Origin of the sequence: Pseudomonas guariconensis (assembly GCF_900102675.1) — a bacterium.
In the GTDB taxonomy this organism is placed as follows: domain Bacteria; phylum Pseudomonadota; class Gammaproteobacteria; order Pseudomonadales; family Pseudomonadaceae; genus Aquipseudomonas; species Aquipseudomonas guariconensis.
The window spans coordinates 142778-159642 of the sequence record NZ_FMYX01000013.1 but is presented as its reverse complement, the minus strand read 5'-3'; the positions used below and the strand labels follow the sequence as shown (position 1 = coordinate 159642).

The following is a 16865-nucleotide window of genomic DNA, read 5'->3' as shown; positions in this document are numbered from 1 at the left end:
TGGGCGGCGGGCTTGCGGATGCTCAGGGCTTTTTTGCCCAGTTCGGCACCTCGCGCCGTGCCCCGGTGGCGACCGTTTGTGGGGGCAACGCGCCCCAATCCCCCTGCCCACCTTGGGGGTCGGAATGAGCTTGGGTCTGAGGCGGTGGTGAGGTGGAGGATGCGCTGGTCGGGGGCGTCTCTCGGCGTCGATGGCGCAGGGCGAATTCCGCCACAGCCTGCACATCGGCTTCCTCTATCGCATCGCCGCCGCGCCAGGCGGCATGGGCACGGGCGGCCCGCAACCAGACCAGGTCGGCGCGCATGCCATCGACCCCAGCGCTGAAACAGCCCTCTGTGATCCAGGCCAAGGCGCGATCGTCCAGCGGGATGCTGTCCAGGCGCTGACGTGCGGCCTGGCAGCGTTCGCGCAGGTCTGCCTGAGCCTGCGCCCATTGGGCGCAGAACGCCTGCGGATCACTGTCGAAGGCCAGTCGCCGACGAATGATCTGCTGCCGCGCCTGCGGCGGCGGAAGACCTTCGAGCAGCACATTGAGGCCGAAACGGTCGAGCAATTGCGGGCGCAGCTCGCCCTCTTCCGGATTCATGGTGCCGATCAGGACGAATCGAGCATCGTGGCGATGGGAAATACCGTCGCGCTCGATGCGGTTGGTGCCACTGGCGGCCACATCCAGCAGCAGGTCCACCAGCGGATCGGGCAGCAGGTTGACCTCATCCACGTAAAGCACGCCCCCATGGGCTTGGGCCAGTACGCCGGGCGAAAACTGCGCCTTGCCCTGCCCCAGCGCGGCATCCAAGTCGAGGGTACCGACCAGGCGCTCCTCGGTGGCGCCTAGGGGCAGGGTCACGAAGGGTGGTGTCTGCCCAGGCGTACCCAACAGGTCCGCCAGCCCGCGCGCCAAGGTGCTTTTGGCCATGCCACGCGGGCCTTCGATCAACACACCGCCGATTTTGGGGTCGATGGCGGTCAGGCACAGGGCCAGCTTGAGGTCGTCGGCGCCGACTACGGCCGCCAGGGGGAATTGCACGGGTTCGCTCATTTCAAGCCTGTTCCTCGCCATCGAGCAATTGCTCTTCAAGGGCTTCCCGGTAGGCCCCTGGCGACGCCCAGAGGCCGCGTTGCTGGGCTTCCAGCAAGCGTTCGGTCAGGTCGCGCAGGGCTTCGGGGTTGTGCTGTTGCAGGAAGTCTCGGGTCGCAGGGTCGAGCACATAGGCATCGGCCAGCGACTGGTAGTGGTGATCGTCGATCAGGTGCGTGGTGGCGTCGAAGGCGAACAGGTTGTCGACCGTCGCCGCCAGCTCGAAGGCACCTTTATAGCCATGGCGCTTGGCCCCCTCGATCCACTTGGGGTTCAGAGCGCGGGCGCGGATCACCCGGTTCAGTTCTTCCTTGAGGGTGCGGATGCGTGGCCGGTCGGTCTGGCTGTGATCGCCGTGATAACTGGCCCGGGCGGTGCCGGCCAGGGTCTCGGCCGCTGCCAGCATGCCACCTTGGAATTGATAGTAGTCGTTGGAATCGAGCAGGTCATGCTCGTGATTGTCCTGATTTTGCAGCACCGCCTGGACCTGGCCCAAACGCCGGGCGAACGCGGCGCGGGCCGGTGTGCCTTCGTCGCTGCCGCCATAGGCGTAGCCGCCATGGTTGAGGTAGACCTCGGCCAGGTCGCCGCGTGTCTGCCATAAACGTCCATCGATTGCATTCTGCACCCCGGCCCCGTAGCTGCCGGGCTTGGCGCCGAAGACACGCCAGCCGGCCTGGCGCGCCGCCTGCTCGGCGTCCACGCCATCGGCCAGCAAGGCCTCGCGTTCGGCTCGCACCCGCGCAGCCAGGGGGTTGAGGTCGTCAGGCTCGTCCAGCGCCGCCACGGCCTGCACCGCCGCATCGAACAGCCGAATGAGGTTGCCGAAGGCGTCGCGGAAGAAGCCTGAGACGCGCAAGGTGACGTCCACCCGCGGGCGATCGAGCAGGCTCAGCGGCAGGATCTCGAAATCGTCGACTCGCTGACTGCCGGTGGCCCACACCGGCCGCACACCCATCAGCGCCATGGCCTGGGCGATGTCATCACCACCAGTGCGCATGGTCGCCGTGCCCCAGACCGACAGCCCCAGCTGACGCAGGTGGTCGCCATGGTCTTGCAAGTGACGCTCAAGGATCAGGTTCGCCGAGGCGAACCCCAGGCGCCAGGCCGTGGTGGTGGGCAGGTTGCGCACATCCACCGTATAGAAATTACGCCCGGTGGGCAGCACGTCCAGACGCCCCCGGCTGGGCGCTCCGCTGGGCCCGGCCGGGACGAAACGCCCGGCCAGTGCGGCCAGCAGGCCGTCGGTTTCGGCCGCGCCGCAGGCGTCCAGGCTCGGGGCGATGGTGTCGACCAGCGCCTGCAGGACCGTGGCAACCGGATGCCAGGCGGCATCTTCAGGCAATGCCAGGCGGCCTGCCAGCGCACGCTCGATCAAGTCCAGCGCAAGGTGTTCCAGGCGCTCGCGGGTATCGCCCTGGTTGCGCCATGGCGCGGTATCGAGCGCCTGCAGCACCGCTGGGCGCGGCCCCTGCCAAGGCTGGCCGAATTCGCAATCCAGCGGGTCGAAGCCCAACGCCAGGGCTTTGGCCAGCGCACGGATCAGGCTGGCATTGGCACCTTTGCCGTCACCGCGCTCCACGCGCAACAACGCCAGCAACGTATCGCTGCGCAGGCGCCCTTCAGGAGATTGGCCGAACACATGCAGGCCGTCGCGGATCTGCGATTCCTTGAGGTCGCACAGGTAGGTGTCCAGGCGCGGCAACCAGATGGCCGCGTCTTCGAGCTGGCCTTCAAGCTGCAATTCCCGGTCGATGTGGTTGGCCTTGACCAGTTCGAGAATGTCGCGCTGCAGCTCGCGTGCCCGGCGCGGGTCGAGCAGCTGCGCTTCGTAATACTCGTCGGCCAGGCGCTCCAGGTGACGCAGCGGGCCGTAGGTCTCGGCGCGCGTCAATGGCGGCATCAGGTGGTCGATGATCACCGCCTGCGTGCGCCGTTTGGCCTGGGCGCCCTCGCCCGGGTCGTTGACGATGAAGGGGTAGATGTTGGGGAGCGGCCCGAGCAGCGCATCTGGCCAGCATTGCGCAGACAGCCCGACACCTTTGCCCGGCAGCCACTCGAGGTTGCCGTGCTTGCCCACGTGGACCACCGCATCGGCGGCATAGCCGTTGCGCAGCCAGAAGTGGAACGCCAGGTACCCATGAGGCGGCACCAGGTCCGGGTCGTGATACACCGCGCTGGGGTCCAGCTGGTAGCCCCGGGCCGGCTGGATGCCGACGAAGGTCAGGCCATAGCGCAGGCCGGCGATCATCATCCGACCGCTGCGGAACATAGGATCCTGTTCAGGCGCCCCCCATCGCTCCAGTACCGCACGCTGGTTGGCCTCGGGCAGCGCGGCGAAAGCCTGCTGATAGTCAGCAAGGCTCAGACTTTGGGCACAGGGGCGCTGGTCCAGATGGTCCAGGTCATTGGTCACCCCACCCAACAGCTGATGGATCAACGCGGTACCGCTGTCAGGCAGGCCCTGCACTGGGTACCCCTGCCCTTGCAGCGCCCGGAGAATGTTCAGCGCTGCGCCGGGTGTGTCCAGGCCCACGCCGTTGCCGATGCGCCCGTCGCGGGTCGGATAGTTGGCCAGCACCAACGCCACGCGTTTCTGGGCGTTGGGCAGCCGCGCCAGCTCCACCCAGCGACGCGCCAGCTCGGCGACGAAATCCATGCGTTCGGCGTGAGCGCGATAGCAGACCACGTCGGACTGGCTGCGCTCGCTGCGCCAGGCCAGGTCTTTGAAGCTGACGGGGCGCGTGATGATGCGACCGTCCAGCTCCGGCAAGACAATGTGCATGGCAAGATCCCGCGCGCCCAGGCCCTGCTCATTGGATTCCCACGCCGGCTGGTTGTCCTGGGCGCAGATCGCCTGCAACACCGGGATGTCTCTGCGCAGCGGGCGCAGGTTGGGTTGCTCCGGACTGGACAAGGCAAAACCTGTGGTGTTGAGCACCACCTCGGCCTGGACTTCATCCAGCCAGGTCTCGACCTGGTCCAGGCAGGCCGCCTCCTTGAGGCTGGCCACGGCGATAGGCAGCGGATTGAGCCCTGCTGCCTGCAAGCGCTGGCAGAAAGTATCGATGAACGCTGTGTTGGCCGCTTGCAGGTGCGAGCGATAGAACAAGATGGGGGCCACAGGCCAGTCGGGCTGCCATTCGCAGTACCAGTCCTGCAACACGGCGCTGGGCTTGGCGGGGTGGTACACCGTGGTACGCGGCAAGGGTTGCGGCTCCTCCCAGGCGTAATCGCGCCCAAGCCACAGGCTGGCCAAGCAATTGAACAGATTCGCGGCATTGGCCTTGCCGCCCTGGCGCAGGTAATGCCAAAGGCGCTCGGCCTGATCGCCGGTCACGGTGCCCAACTGGGTCAACTCCGGGTCCGGGCGGTCGTCGCCGGGCACCAGGATCAACTGCACGCCCCGTGTGCTCAGCTCGACCAGTTGCTCGACACCATAGCGCCAGTACCCGACGCCACCATGCAAGGACAACAGGATCACCTTGGCATGGCGCAGCACCTGATCGATGTACAGGTCGACCGAGGCGTGATTCTGCACCTGCATGGGGTTGGCCAGTCGCAGGCTGGGGAAATCCTCCGGCAACTGCTCGGCGGTTTCGGCGAGCAGCGCCAGGTGCGAATCACCGCTGCAGAGGATCACCAATTCGGCGGGGGTCTGGCCGAGATCGGCAATGCTGTCGTCCGGCACGAAGCCGCCGGGCTGGGTCCGCAGCAGGTGCATGGGTCAGGCGCCCAAGGCCTGGCGCAGGCGCGCTTCGAGCGCGGCAGCGTCCAGCGCCTGGCCGATCAGCACCAGGCGGGTGATACGCGGCTCGTCGGCGCGCCAGGCGCGGTCGAAGTGCTTGTCGAAACGGGTGCCCACCCCCTGGATCAGCAGGCGCATCGGCTTGCCGGGGATGGCAGCGAAGCCCTTGGCGCGCAAGATGCCGAATTCGACCACCAATTGAGTCAGGGCATCGAGCAGCAGGCTTTCGTCCGCTTCTGGCAGGTCGATGGAAATGGAGTCGAAGGCATCGTGGTCGTGATCGTCATGATCATCGCCCTCGTGGTGTGCGTCATGGTGGGTACGGCGACCATCGATGTGCGCCTCGGCCTCGGCGCCCACGCCCAGCAGCACCTCCAACGGCAGGCGGCCGCTGCTGGCCTCGATCACCTTGACCGCCGGCGGCAGTTCTTCGCTGACTTCGGCACGCACCTTGGCCAGGCCTTGGGGATCGATCAGATCAGCCTTGTTCAGCACCACCAGGTCGGCGCTGGCCAGTTGGTCGGCAAACAGTTCGTGCAGAGGCGACTCATGATCAAGGTTGGGGTCGAGCTTGCGTTGAGCGTCCACTTGGTCCGGGTACGCCGCGAAGGTCCCTGCGGCCACGGCCGGGCTGTCGACCACGGTGATGACCGCATCGACGGTGCAAGCATTGCGGATTTCTGGCCACTGGAAGGCCTGCACCAACGGCTTGGGCAGGGCCAGGCCGCTGGTTTCGATGAGGATGTGGTCCAGGTCGCCGCGGCGGGCCACCAACTCGCGCATCACCGGGAAGAACTCTTCCTGCACGGTGCAGCACAGGCAACCGTTGGCCAGTTCGTAGACCCGGCCGCTGGCTTCTTCCTCGGTGCAGCCAATGCTGCACTGCTTGAGAATTTCGCCATCGATGCCCAGTTCACCGAATTCGTTGACGATCACCGCGATACGGCGCCCCTGGGCGTTGTCCAGCATGTGACGCAGCAAAGTGGTTTTGCCCGAGCCGAGAAAGCCAGTGACGATGGTGACGGGGAGCTTGGCCAGTGTTTTCATGTCGCGATGCCCTTGGCAGGATGGCGCGGGCATGCAGGACGAGTGCCGCGAGCCTTGCTGGCCGGGCCTGTTCGCCACCGGATCACCCCGCCCGGTTGAAAGTCGAAATCGTCTCGAGGCAGGTCTCCTGGCTTGCACCTTACCGGCCGTGCCGGTGGAACGACGCCTTCCCGCGCCTGGGCGCAGTGGCTGTGTCGATCCGGGTTGGTGCCTACAGTTGCGGGGGCAGCCGCGGCTTGAACCGCGTTCCCGTCTTAGCTCCGGCCAATGCCGGAGAACCTCGAATCGGCAAGGCTACGCAGTGGCCGGCAGGCGGTCAACCATGGCGCGTCAGTGTTTGCGGACAGCCCTTTGGAACAGTCGCCCTGGCCTGCGGGTGCGGGTTCGCCCACGAGGAACTCCTAGGTGTATTCCAAGCTCGACCTTTCACCACCTGGCCCGCTGAGGGCGCGGCCACCGCAACCTTGCAGATTGACGCCATGGCGCCCCCATGCTTTGCTTGCACCTTGCGTTCAGGTGCCCCCCCAAGGGGTGAAACGGGAAATCGGTAGCCAAGCCGATGCTGCCCCCGCAACGGTAAGCGAGCGAAGCATCTTGACCACTGTGCCGCGTCGTATGGCATGGGAAGGTGATGCTTTCCAGGAGCCCTGCTCCTCCTTGCAAGCCCGGAGACCGGCCTGGCGTTAATAGAACACCCCGCGGTGGGCGGGCGCTGTCACCTCTTCTGGGTCAATCGTGCCCGGAACGACGCGCGTGTCCGCCGCCTATAAACAGCAGAGGAACGCACCATGCCGATCACCAGCACCAAACACAGCATCGCCACTCCCGTCAGCCTCAGCCAACGTGTCGTCATTGCCGTCGGTGCCAGCCTGCTGGGCCTGTGCCTGGTCTATTTCGCAGGTTTCTCGCACATCGAGGCGGTGCACAATGCCGCCCACGATACCCGCCACAGCGCCGCCTTCCCTTGCCATTGAGTACACCTGCATGATCAAGCGTATCGCCCGTACCGCAGGTTTCAGCGGGCTGCTCGCCGCTCTATTGCTGACCGTGCTGCAAAGTCTGTGGGTCAGCCCGTTGATTCTCCAGGCAGAAACTTTCGAGAGCGCTGTCCCCGAGCAACATGAGCACGACAGCCCCGTCGCAGCGCATTCCCATGACCCAGCGGCCTGGGCACCGGAGGATGGCTGGCAGCGTTTGCTCGCCACCACCGGCGGCAACCTCGTGGTGGCGGTCGGTTTCGCGCTGATCCTCGCCGCGCTGTACAGCCTGCGCGAGCCAAACCGAGTGATGACCGGCGCACTGTGGGGGCTGGCAGGTTTTGCTGTGTTCTGCCTGGCACCCACACTGGGGTTGCCACCGGAGCTGCCAGGCACAGCCGCCGCCGACCTGGGGCAACGCCAGAGCTGGTGGATCGGCACTGCAGCCGCCACGGCCGCGGGTCTTGCGCTGGTGGTGTTTACCCACCATTGGCTGCTCAAGGTGCTGGGCGTCGCTTTGCTGGTGGTGCCACACGTGATCGGCGCACCACAACCACCGGTGCATGAAAGTCTGGCACCGCAAGCACTGGTGGCCCAATTCAAGCTCGCCTCCTGGCTGACTAACGCCGCGTTCTGGCTCGCCCTTGGCCTGCTCAGCGCTTGGCTTTATCGCCGAGCCAACCAGGCCTGATGCGCAACGCCTCGTCCGAGCCGGTATTCTATGCCGGCTTCGGCTGCCGCAAGGGCTGCCCGGTCGAAACCCTGGAGCAGTTGCTGCGCACGACCCTGGCCACACACCGCCTGTGCGCCGATCATCTGGTTGGCCTTGCCAGTATCGATCTCAAATTCGATGAACCTGGGTTGCAGGCCCTAGCCGAACGGCTGGGCATCCCCCTGGTGGTGTTCCCGGCCACCGAGCTACAGCCCTTCGAACCGCAGCTCAGCCATCGCTCACCCGTTGCCTACGCCTACAGCGGCTGCTGGGGCGTCGCTGAAAGCGCAGCCCTGGCACTGGCCGCACGATCGCTCGGCACCTCGCGCTTGCTGGTGACACGCCAGGTGCTGGGCCAGGCTACCCTTGCCCTGGCCCGTGGCTGATAATCGCGTCCACATTACTGCCTATCTGCAAGGATTTCCCATGACGGTCTATTTCATCGGTGCCGGGCCCGGCGATCCGGAGCTGATCACGGTCAAGGGGCAACGTCTGATCCGCCAATGCCCGGTCATCATCTATGCCGGCTCCCTGGTTCCGCCAGCTGTATTGGAGGGAAACAGCGCCGAGACGGTGATCAACAGCGCCGAACTGAACCTGGAGCAGATCATCGAAGCCCTGCGCCGCGCCCACGAAAATGGCCAGGATGTGGCCCGTGTTCACAGCGGCGACCCCAGTCTGTATGGCGCCATCGGCGAGCAGATACGTCATCTGCGCGAACTGGGCATCGACTATCAGATCATTCCGGGTGTTACCGCCACCGCCGCCAGCGCCGCCCTGCTCGGCTGCGAGCTGACCTTGCCGGAGCTCGCCCAGACGGTGATTCTCACCCGCTATGGCGACAGCTCGCCCATGCCAGTTGGCGAACAGTTGGCCGACCTGGCCCGCCACCGCAGCACCTTGGCGATCCACCTGGGCGTGAAACACCTCGAGCGTATCGTCACCGAACTGTTGCCACACTACGGGCCGGACTGCCCGGTCGCCGTCATTCATCGCGCCACCTGGCCGGACCAGGACTGGGTACGCGGCACCCTGCAGGACATCGTCGCACTCACAGCGGCCAAGGATTTTCGGCGAACCGCGCTGATCCTGGTGGGCCATGTGCTGGGCGATGCACCTTTCGCTGAATCGGCCCTGTACCGGGCCGGGCATGCCCACCTCTATCGCCCCGCCGGTTGAGCGGGCGTTATCTGACAGGAACCCACTCCATGCTTGAATTACGCCCCAACTGCGAATGCTGCGACCGTGACCTGCCGGGCGACAGCGCGGATGCGTTGATTTGCTCGTTCGAATGCACCTTTTGTCGTGCATGCAATGAACGTCAGTTCCAGGGGCGCTGCCCGAACTGTGGCGGCCAGTTACTGCCTCGCCCGGCAAGGGTCGGGACGGCATTGAGCCGCAATCCGGCCTCGCACCTGCGCGTGCTCAAGCCGCACCCGGGCTGCTCCTGAACTATTCTGTGCGTGGCCCGTCCTTGGCGCCTGGGCGGGCTTTACCATGGAGGTTTATTTTGTAGGCCTTTTCAACAATAATCTTCGCTTTTTCAACAAACCTACGCATCCCATTACCAATCGAGAGGAATCTACGTAATCTTGCGCGCTGCCGCGCAGGCTCCCTTTCACGTATTCCTGCGGGACTTCAGGAAACGGACCAAATTCCTACAGGAGTTATCCAATGACAACCGTTTTAATGGTTGACGACCATCCAACCGTTCGACTGGCTGTGCGCATGCTGCTCGAACGTGAACGTTTTCAGGTCATCGGTGAAGCCGGTGACGGCATCGACGCCGTGCAGCAGGCTCGCCAATTACGTCCTGACGTGGTTATCCTCGACATCGGCCTACCTGGCCTCGATGGCATGGAGGTCATCAAACGTCTGCAACTGTTGGAGCCGGCACCGAAGATCATGGTGCTCACCGGTCAACCCGCCGACCTGTATGTCCGTCGTTGCCTGGATGCCGGTATCGCCGCCTTCGTCAACAAGGACGAAGACCTCGATGCCCTGGTGTTCGCCCTCAAGGCGTTGGTCAAGGGCTACTCCACCTTTCCGCAGATGTCGGTCAACAGCAGCTCGCTCGAAAGCGAGTGCAGTCGTCTCGAAAGCCTCTCCAACCGCGAAATGGAAGTGCTACGCCGGCTTACCCGCGGCGAGAACAACAAGTTCATCGGTGAATGCATGAACCTCAGTGCCAAAACCATCAGCACCTACCGTGGACGCATCATGGATAAACTCAAGACCGAGTCTCTGGTCGAAATGGTCGACCTGGCCAAACGCAACAACGTCAGTTGAACATCCCTCCGTCATGAGAGGCGCGGTGTTCACCATCCTGCTGGGCGCGCTCCTGGCCATCAGCGCTGTGGCGCATGCCGACAGCGAAGCCCGGCACCTGCTCGCCCGCTCACTGAGCGCCTCGCCCCCGTTGTCGCTCCAACAAGATGACCGGCACTGGCTCGAACGCCGCAAAGCCCTGGTGCTGGGCAGCTCGCGCCCTGACTACCCGCCGTTCGAGATCAACACCAGCCCCGCCGACTTTGAAGGTCTCAGTGCCGACTATGCGGGTCTGATCGGCGAACAGCTCGGCATCCCGGTCGAGGTTCGCCGCTTCCCCACCCGCCAGGCAGCCATCGAAGCACTGCACGCCGGCAGCATCGACTTGCTCGGCAGCTCCAACGCCTTCGAGGCCGCCGATGCGCAGTTGGTTCTCAGCCAGCCCTATGCCGACGACCTGCCGGTCGTCGTCAGCAAGCAGGATCGTATGCTCGGCCGTCATGGCAAAGCGTTGCCAGGGCTACGCCTGGCCATGGTCGATCATTACTTGCCCGAAAAGCTGGTGCGCAAGCAGTATCCCGACGTCCAAGTGACCCTGTACCACTCGACACTGGCCGGATTGTCGGCCGTGGCGATGGGGGCGGCGGACGCTTATCTGGGTGATGCGATCAGTACCGACTACGCGATCGGCAAGAGCTTCCAAGGTTTGGTGAAAATCGATCATTTCAGCCCCTTGCCCGCCGACGTCTTCGCCTTTGCCCTGGCCCGCGATAATCCACGTTTGCAACGCCTGGTCAACGAGGCCCTGGCCAGGATCAGCGACAGCGAGCGCCTGAACATCCTGCGGCGCTGGAGCAGCGGCAATACCAGTTTGCTGATGAAAAATCCGGTCGGTGCCCTCACGCCTGAGGAGCGTGACTGGATAGCGCACAACCCAAAGGTGCGGGTGTTGGTCAATCCCTCCCTGGCGCCTCTGACCTTCAACGATGCTCAACAGCACCCGACCGGAATCACCATCGACCTGCTCAAGCGCATCCGTCTGCAGACCGGTCTGCGCTTCGAGATCGTCGAAGTCGATTCGATCCAGGACATGGTCGACCAAGTGGCCGAGGGGCAGGCGCAGATAATCGGCGCCCTGGGCTACGGCGCCGAACGTGCGAAGCGCCTTCGCTTTACTCGCCCTTATGTGGTCAGCCCCCGGGTTTTGATCACCCACAGCGAAGCCCCCTGGATCGGCACACCGATGACGCTCGATGGGCGACGTGTCGCGTTGTTGCGTGGCTCCCCTCAGCGTGAGGCGTTGCAACGGCGGTATCCTGGCGTCCGTCTGGTCGAGGTCGAAACCCACCTTGAGTTGATGGAAGCCGTCGCCAGCGGCAAGGCCGACGTGGCCTTGAGCAGCCAGATCAATGCCAGCTACTACATCAGCCATGTGTTCAACAATGGTTTGCGTATCGCCGGCCTGCAAAGCGACGATCCGGCCAGCGCCGCTTTTGCGATCGCACCGGATCTACCGGTGCTGCAGTCGATTCTGGACAAAGCCCTGCTTAACATCCCGCCTGAGGAGCTGGACCAGTTGGTCAACCGATGGCACACCAACACGCTGGTCAGCGACAGCCCCTGGCGCAACTACCGCACCCTGGCGCTGCAAGTGCTGGTGCTGGCCGCCGTGCTGTTGGCCGGCGTGGTGTTCTGGAACACGTACCTGCGCAAGCTCATCAACCAGCGCACCGAGGCCCAACGCGCCCTGCAGGCGCAACTGGCGCTCAGCCGCGGTCTGCTGGAGCAGTTGCGTCAAGCCAAGGATGACGCTGAACAGGCCAGCCAAGCCAAAAGTACCTTCCTGGCGATCATGAGCCATGAAATCCGCACACCGATGAACGCGGTGATCGGCCTGCTGGAGCTCGCCCTGGAGGACAGCCGCCGAGGCCACAGCGACCCGCAGACTTTGCATACCGCCCATGACTCGGCCATTGGCCTGCTCGAGCTGATCGGCGACATCCTCGACATTTCCCGCATCGAATCCGGCCACATGTCCCTGCAACCGGTACCGATCGACCTGGTGGAACTGGTGCGCGCGACCCTTCGCGTGTTCGACGGCAATGCCCGGATCAAGGGCTTGTATCTGAACGGGGATCTGCCGCAGGCGCCAGTCTGGGTGCTCGCCGACCCTGTGCGCCTCAAGCAGGTCCTGTCCAACTTGATCAGCAACGCCCTCAAGTTCACCGACCAGGGTGGCGTGCAAGTGACCCTGAAACTCACCTCTCCCAGCGCCACCGGCGATATCCGGGTTTCGTTGTGCGTACAGGACAGCGGCATCGGTATCAGCCCAAGCGACCAGGCCCGACTCTTCAGCACCTTCGCCCAGGTAAACGGCCCCCAGGCCGGAAAAGGCGCCGGCCTCGGTCTGGTGATCAGCCGAACCCTGGCCGAGTTGATGGGCGGGTCGCTCGAACTGCAGAGCGTCGAGGGCATGGGCACCAAGGTGAGCGTGGACCTGACCCTGCCGGCCACCTCGGTGCCAGCACAGGACGAACAGACCGAGCCGGCTCAGGACATGAGCAGCGGCCCACTGGATATCCTGGTAGTCGATGACTACCCCGCCAACCTGCTGCTGCTGGACAAGCAACTGACCACCCTGGGACACAAGGTGACCCAGGCCGAGAATGGCGAAGCGGCGCTGGCCCTTTGGCGAGCAGGTCAGTTCAATGTGGTGATCACCGATTGCAGCATGCCGGTGATGGATGGCCACGAGCTCACTCGGCGTATCCGTGCCCTGGAGCATGAGCGCGGCCAGCCAGCCTGCCTGATACTCGGCGTTACGGCCAACGCCCAAGCCGAGGAAAAAGCGCGCTGCCTGGCCAATGGCATGGATGAATGCCTGTTCAAACCGATCGGTCTCAAAGCCCTGAAAGCCCACCTTCCCAGCGCGCCGCTGGCGGAGCAGGTGCCGGTGCCGGCCCCCGCACCCGCACCCGCACCCGCACCCGCACCCGCACCGGAGCCTGCCACGACGGCCAGTGGCTTCAACCTCAGTGAGCTGCGTCACCTGACCCAGGATGACGACCAGTTGATTCGACGCCTTCTCGAACAATTGGCACACAGCGCCGGCGAAGACCTCGCAGCCCTGCGCGCCCTTGGCGAAGCGCCTGAAAGTGACGCAGTGCATGCCTTGGCACACCGCATCAAGGGAGGCGCGAAAATGCTGAAAGTCCGGGGCGTGGTGCGCGATTGCGAAGCGGTCGAACAGGCCGTCGCCCAGAAGCAGCCGACCAAGGCCTTGCTCGAACGGCTGGAAAGTAGCCTGGAGGCACTGCAACGCGAACTGCGCGAAGGCCTCGCGGCACTCAGCGCCCCCAACTGAGCCCTGCCCGGCCCGAACCAGCCGGTCAGGAGCTCTCGCGCACCATCAGCTCGAATCCCAGATCCTGCTGTTCGGTGGCCACCTGCTTGCCATCGAGCAGCGCCAACAGCGCTTGGGCTGCGCCTCGGCCTACCGCGGCTCGGGGGGTACGGATCGAGGTCAACCGCGGCACCATGTGCGCCGATGCCGGCAGGTCGTTGAAACCAACCATCGCCACTTGGCGCGGCACCTCGACGCCCTGGCGCAAAGCCTGCAATACCGCACCCTGGGCCAAGTCATCGTTACAGAAGAACACGCCGTCGACATCCGGCGCCTGCGCAAGCAACTGGCTGAACAGCTCGCTGCCCAGGCCGATGGATGACGGTTGTGGCGCCAGCAGTTCCAGCTCCGGCGCCTGCAAACCAGCCTCGGCGAGCGCTTGGCGGAAGCCATCGGCGCGCTGCATGACGCGAGGGTCGAGCTGCGCCGCGATGAATGCCAAGCGCCGACGACCACGCTCGATCAAGTGCCGGGCAGCCGCGCGGCCGGCCTGTTGTTGGGAAAATCCGACCGACAGCTGCCCCGCCTCGCCTCCGAGCTCCATCATGTGCACGCACGGCACGCCGCTGGCGGTCAACATCTGCCGGGAGACTTCACTACGCTCGAACCCGGTGAGCAGGATCCCGCAGGGCTGGTAGGCCAGGTAGTTGCGGATGAGGTTTTCCTCTTCGGCCAGATCGTAGTGGTAGTTGCCGATCAGTACTTCCAACCCGCGCGGGCGCATCACTTCGTGGATGGCCTCCAGGGTGTCGATGAACAGCTGGTTGGACAACGAGGGGATCAACACCACCACCGACTCACTGCGTGCCGACGCCAATGCCCGAGCAGCCGGATTGGCGACATAGCCTAGGCTCGCCGCAGCGGCCACGACTTTTTCCACCAGTTGCGGGGCCACGGTGCTTACACCGCGCAAGGCGCGGGAAGCGGTGATGGGGGAAACCCCCGAAAGTCTGGCGACTTCTGCCAGGGTGGGGCGACCGGTCGTGCGCGAGCCTGTACGAGACATGGGTGTTGTAATTTTACTACTTGCCAGAAATGGGAACGGCCACTAAGGTAGCGCTGTCTCAGGATACAGGCAATGTATCTTTGGTAGCGGCTATGCGCCTAGCGTCCATACTGCGTAAAGACAAGACCAATAACACCCGGGAGGGTGGCGCTCGCATCCGTTTTCAGCGGCACCGAGACAGCGCTATCTCACCCCGCAGGAGGTACTGATGAACTCTCCCCTGACCGCAATCGTGGTGATGGGCGTGGCAGGCTGCGGCAAGAGCTGCGTGGGCGCTGCCATTGCCAGCACGAGCGGTGGTCGCCTGATCGAAGGCGATGCTTTCCACCCTGCCGAAAACATCCGCAAGATGAGCGCTGGCATTCCTTTGAACGATGACGACCGCGCCGGTTGGCTGGTCCGTCTTGGCCAGGAACTGCAGGCCGTGCTCCAGGCCGGCGAACGCCCCATTCTCACCTGTTCCGCGCTTAAGCGCCGTTATCGCGAGACCCTGCGCGAGGCCGTGCCGGGCCTTGGCTTCGTGTTTCTCGAACTGAGCCCAGCCGAAGCAGAAAAACGCGTACTCGCCCGCCCCGGTCATTTCATGCCAGCCAGCCTCATCGACAGCCAGTTCGCCGCGCTGGAACCGCCCCACGGCGAGCCTCTGACCCTGGCGCTGGACGCCACGCAGCCTATCGAAGCGCTGGCCGTGGCGGTAGACACCTGGCTAAAGCCCCAAGGTGACCGCAGCCTGGCGCGTACCGCCTGAACCGTCAGCCTTCCCGGCTCACCAAAGACAGCGCTATCTCGGCATCCAAAGACGCCGATCGTTTCGCCAAAACAATGATAAGACAGAGGCACATGAACCATGTTCGGACTGGCTACTGATACCTACCTGCTGCTCGACGCTCTGGTCACCATCGTCGGACTTATCCTGCTGATCACCCATTTCAAGGTCCACCCCTTCGTCGCCCTGACCCTGGCAGCCGGCTTCCTTGGCCTGACCTCCGGCATGCCGGTCGCCAAGGTCATGAAGTCCTTCCAGGACGGCTTTGGCGGTGTGCTCGGCTTCGTCGGCATCGTCCTGGCCTTGGGGACCATGTTGGGCAAACTGATGGCCGACTCCGGCGGCGCCGACCAGATCGCGCAAACGCTGATTCGTGCCTTTGGCAAACAGAAGGTGCACTGGGCCATGATGTTCGCCGCCTTCTTGGTGGGCATCCCATTGTTCTTCGAAATCGGCTTCGTGCTGTTGATCCCCCTGGTGTTCATCGTCGCGCGTCGCTCAGGGGTTTCGCTGATCAAGATCGGCATTCCGCTGCTGGCCGGCCTTTCCGTAGTCCATGGACTTGTGCCGCCGCATCCAGGCCCGCTGCTGGCGATCGGCATCTTCCACGCGGATATCGGCAAGACCATCTTCTATGGCCTGCTGGTGGCCCTGCCCACCGCGGTCATCGCAGGTCCGCTGTTCGGTAATTTCATCGCCCGCTACATTCCGGGCAACCCGTCCCAGGAACTGATGGACCAGATCGCCCGGGAAACCAATCAGAACAACCTGCCAAGCTTTGGCGTCACCCTGCTCACCGTGCTGCTGCCGGTCGTGCTGATGCTGCTCAAGACCTTCGCCGATGTGGTGTTACCCGCCGAGCACATCGTGCGCCAGTGGATGGACCTGATCGGTCACCCCATCACCGCCCTGCTCGCGGCATTGCTGCTGGCGTTCTACACCTTCGGTTCGGCCCGGGGCTTCTCACGTCAGCAAATCATGAAGATGCTCGACCAGAGCCTGGCTCCGACCGCCGCCATCGTGCTGATCGTGGGTGCCGGCGGCGGCTTCAAGCAGATGCTGGTGGACACTGGTGTGGGTAACGTGATTGGCCAGATGGCGGTGCAAGCCGAGATTTCGCCGATTCTGCTGGCCTGGCTGGTCGCTGCTGTGATCCGCATCGCGACTGGTTCGGCGACCGTGGCGACCATCACCGGTGCCGGCATCGTCGCGCCGGTGATCGATCTGGTCCCAGGCGTGAACCGCGAACTGTTGGTGCTGGCCACCGGCGCAGGTTCGTTGATTCTGTCTCACGTCAACGACGCCGGTTTCTGGCTGGTCAAACAGTACTTCAACATGACCGTGGCAGAGACGTTCAAGACCTGGAGCATGATGGAGACCATCCTGTCGGTGGTGGGCATCATCTTCATCATGCTGTTGTCGCTGGTGGTCTGACCGTTCGTCGCCGTGGTGGCACCTTGCGTTGAGGGTTGCGGCCCAACCCAGGTACAGGCAACACGCCTTTGCCCGCAAGGAGCCACCCATGAAACGATCGCGCACTTGGCTGCTCGCCGCCCTGCTGGCCTCTCCACTGGCCCTGGCGGTGGGCACCGGTCCGACCCACCCGGACGATCCGCACAACACCGCGCCCAAGCCGGGCGCCGACAGCACCCTCAATCCAATCGAGAAGCCTGTGCCCCGCGATACCGACCCGCGTATCCAGGGCAACGATCCGGACAGCCCGCCCGCCGACCAGAACGATGATCGAAACCTCCCGGGAATGGACGGCGGAGGTTCTGAAGGGATGCGCGGGCATGGCGACGGAGGCACTCGCGGCCAGGGACAGCCCTGAAGAGCCTGGGACTGCCGTGCAGCCCCAGG

At 64.4% G+C, this 16865-nt stretch carries 14 protein-coding genes and 2 riboswitches; of the genes, 10 read left to right on the top strand and 4 right to left on the bottom strand.

Translation table 11 applies throughout. The features are described from left to right. Positions 1-22: 22 nt before the first annotated feature. Genes BLS27_RS20065 through cobW form a run of 3 tightly spaced genes read right to left on the bottom strand, consistent with a single transcriptional unit; the run spans position 23 to position 5873 of the window. Entirely contained in the window at positions 23-1039 is a 1017-nt protein-coding gene (locus BLS27_RS20065; protein ID WP_090346571.1) for a magnesium chelatase ATPase subunit I, read from the bottom strand. 1 nt (position 1040) lies between these two features. Then, on the bottom strand, positions 1041-4802 hold the full coding sequence (gene cobN / locus BLS27_RS20060) for a cobaltochelatase subunit CobN (protein ID WP_090346569.1): 3762 nt from the start codon (positions 4800-4802) through the stop codon (positions 1041-1043). A 3-nt stretch (positions 4803-4805) separates the two neighbouring features. Continuing rightward, positions 4806-5873, bottom strand: coding sequence for a cobalamin biosynthesis protein CobW (cobW, locus tag BLS27_RS20055; protein WP_090346566.1), 1068 nt, complete (start codon positions 5871-5873; stop codon positions 4806-4808). Between the two features lie 100 nt (positions 5874-5973). After that, a riboswitch (cobalamin riboswitch) is annotated at positions 5974-6171 on the bottom strand. 199 nt (positions 6172-6370) lie between these two features. Beyond that, a riboswitch (cobalamin riboswitch) is annotated at positions 6371-6568 on the top strand. A 93-nt stretch (positions 6569-6661) separates the two neighbouring features. Between cobW and BLS27_RS20050 the strand changes: the two genes are divergently transcribed. The 7 genes from BLS27_RS20050 (at position 6662) to BLS27_RS20020 (ending at position 13194) form a co-directional block, all read left to right on the top strand. Continuing rightward, positions 6662-6847, top strand: a complete 186-nt coding sequence (locus BLS27_RS20050; protein WP_043212388.1) for a CbtB domain-containing protein — start codon at positions 6662-6664, stop codon at positions 6845-6847. Between the two features lie 10 nt (positions 6848-6857). Continuing rightward, complete coding sequence (locus BLS27_RS20045) at positions 6858-7541, top strand: CbtA family protein (RefSeq protein WP_090346563.1); 684 nt, start codon at positions 6858-6860, stop codon at positions 7539-7541. Next, positions 7541-7948: a cobalamin biosynthesis protein gene (locus BLS27_RS20040; protein WP_070571388.1), complete on the top strand. Its 408-nt coding sequence runs from the start codon at positions 7541-7543 to the stop codon at positions 7946-7948. The genes BLS27_RS20045 and BLS27_RS20040 overlap by 1 nt, the downstream gene beginning before the upstream one ends. Before the next feature lie 40 nt (positions 7949-7988). Then, on the top strand, positions 7989-8741 hold the full coding sequence (gene cobM, locus BLS27_RS20035) for a precorrin-4 C(11)-methyltransferase (RefSeq protein ID WP_090346560.1): 753 nt from the start codon (positions 7989-7991) through the stop codon (positions 8739-8741). A 29-nt stretch (positions 8742-8770) separates the two neighbouring features. Further along, entirely contained in the window at positions 8771-9013 is a 243-nt protein-coding gene (locus tag BLS27_RS20030; protein WP_080642116.1) for a DUF1272 domain-containing protein, read from the top strand. Positions 9014-9236: 223 nt separating this feature from the next. Continuing rightward, positions 9237-9851, top strand: a complete 615-nt coding sequence (locus BLS27_RS20025) for a response regulator transcription factor (RefSeq protein WP_043212380.1) — start codon at positions 9237-9239, stop codon at positions 9849-9851. Positions 9852-9864: 13 nt separating this feature from the next. Next, complete coding sequence (locus BLS27_RS20020; RefSeq protein WP_090346557.1) at positions 9865-13194, top strand: transporter substrate-binding domain-containing protein; 3330 nt, start codon at positions 9865-9867, stop codon at positions 13192-13194. Positions 13195-13219: 25 nt separating this feature from the next. Here BLS27_RS20020 and gntR read toward each other — a convergent pair whose 3' ends face one another. Then, positions 13220-14239, bottom strand: coding sequence for an HTH-type transcriptional regulator GntR (gene gntR / locus BLS27_RS20015; protein WP_043212378.1), 1020 nt, complete (start codon positions 14237-14239; stop codon positions 13220-13222). Positions 14240-14447: 208 nt separating this feature from the next. Here gntR and BLS27_RS20010 point away from each other — a divergent pair, with 208 nt between their 5' ends. The 3 genes from BLS27_RS20010 (at position 14448) to BLS27_RS20000 (ending at position 16836) form a co-directional block, all read left to right on the top strand. After that, positions 14448-14987, top strand: a complete 540-nt coding sequence (locus tag BLS27_RS20010; RefSeq protein WP_090346554.1) for a gluconokinase — start codon at positions 14448-14450, stop codon at positions 14985-14987. Between the two features lie 99 nt (positions 14988-15086). Beyond that, positions 15087-16439 carry a GntP family permease gene (locus BLS27_RS20005; RefSeq protein ID WP_043212374.1) on the top strand — a complete coding sequence of 451 codons (1353 nt, stop codon included), beginning with the start codon at positions 15087-15089 and terminating at the stop codon, positions 16437-16439. 88 nt (positions 16440-16527) lie between these two features. Then, on the top strand, positions 16528-16836 hold the full coding sequence (locus tag BLS27_RS20000) for a hypothetical protein (RefSeq protein ID WP_043212371.1): 309 nt from the start codon (positions 16528-16530) through the stop codon (positions 16834-16836). Positions 16837-16865: the final 29 nt, after the last annotated feature.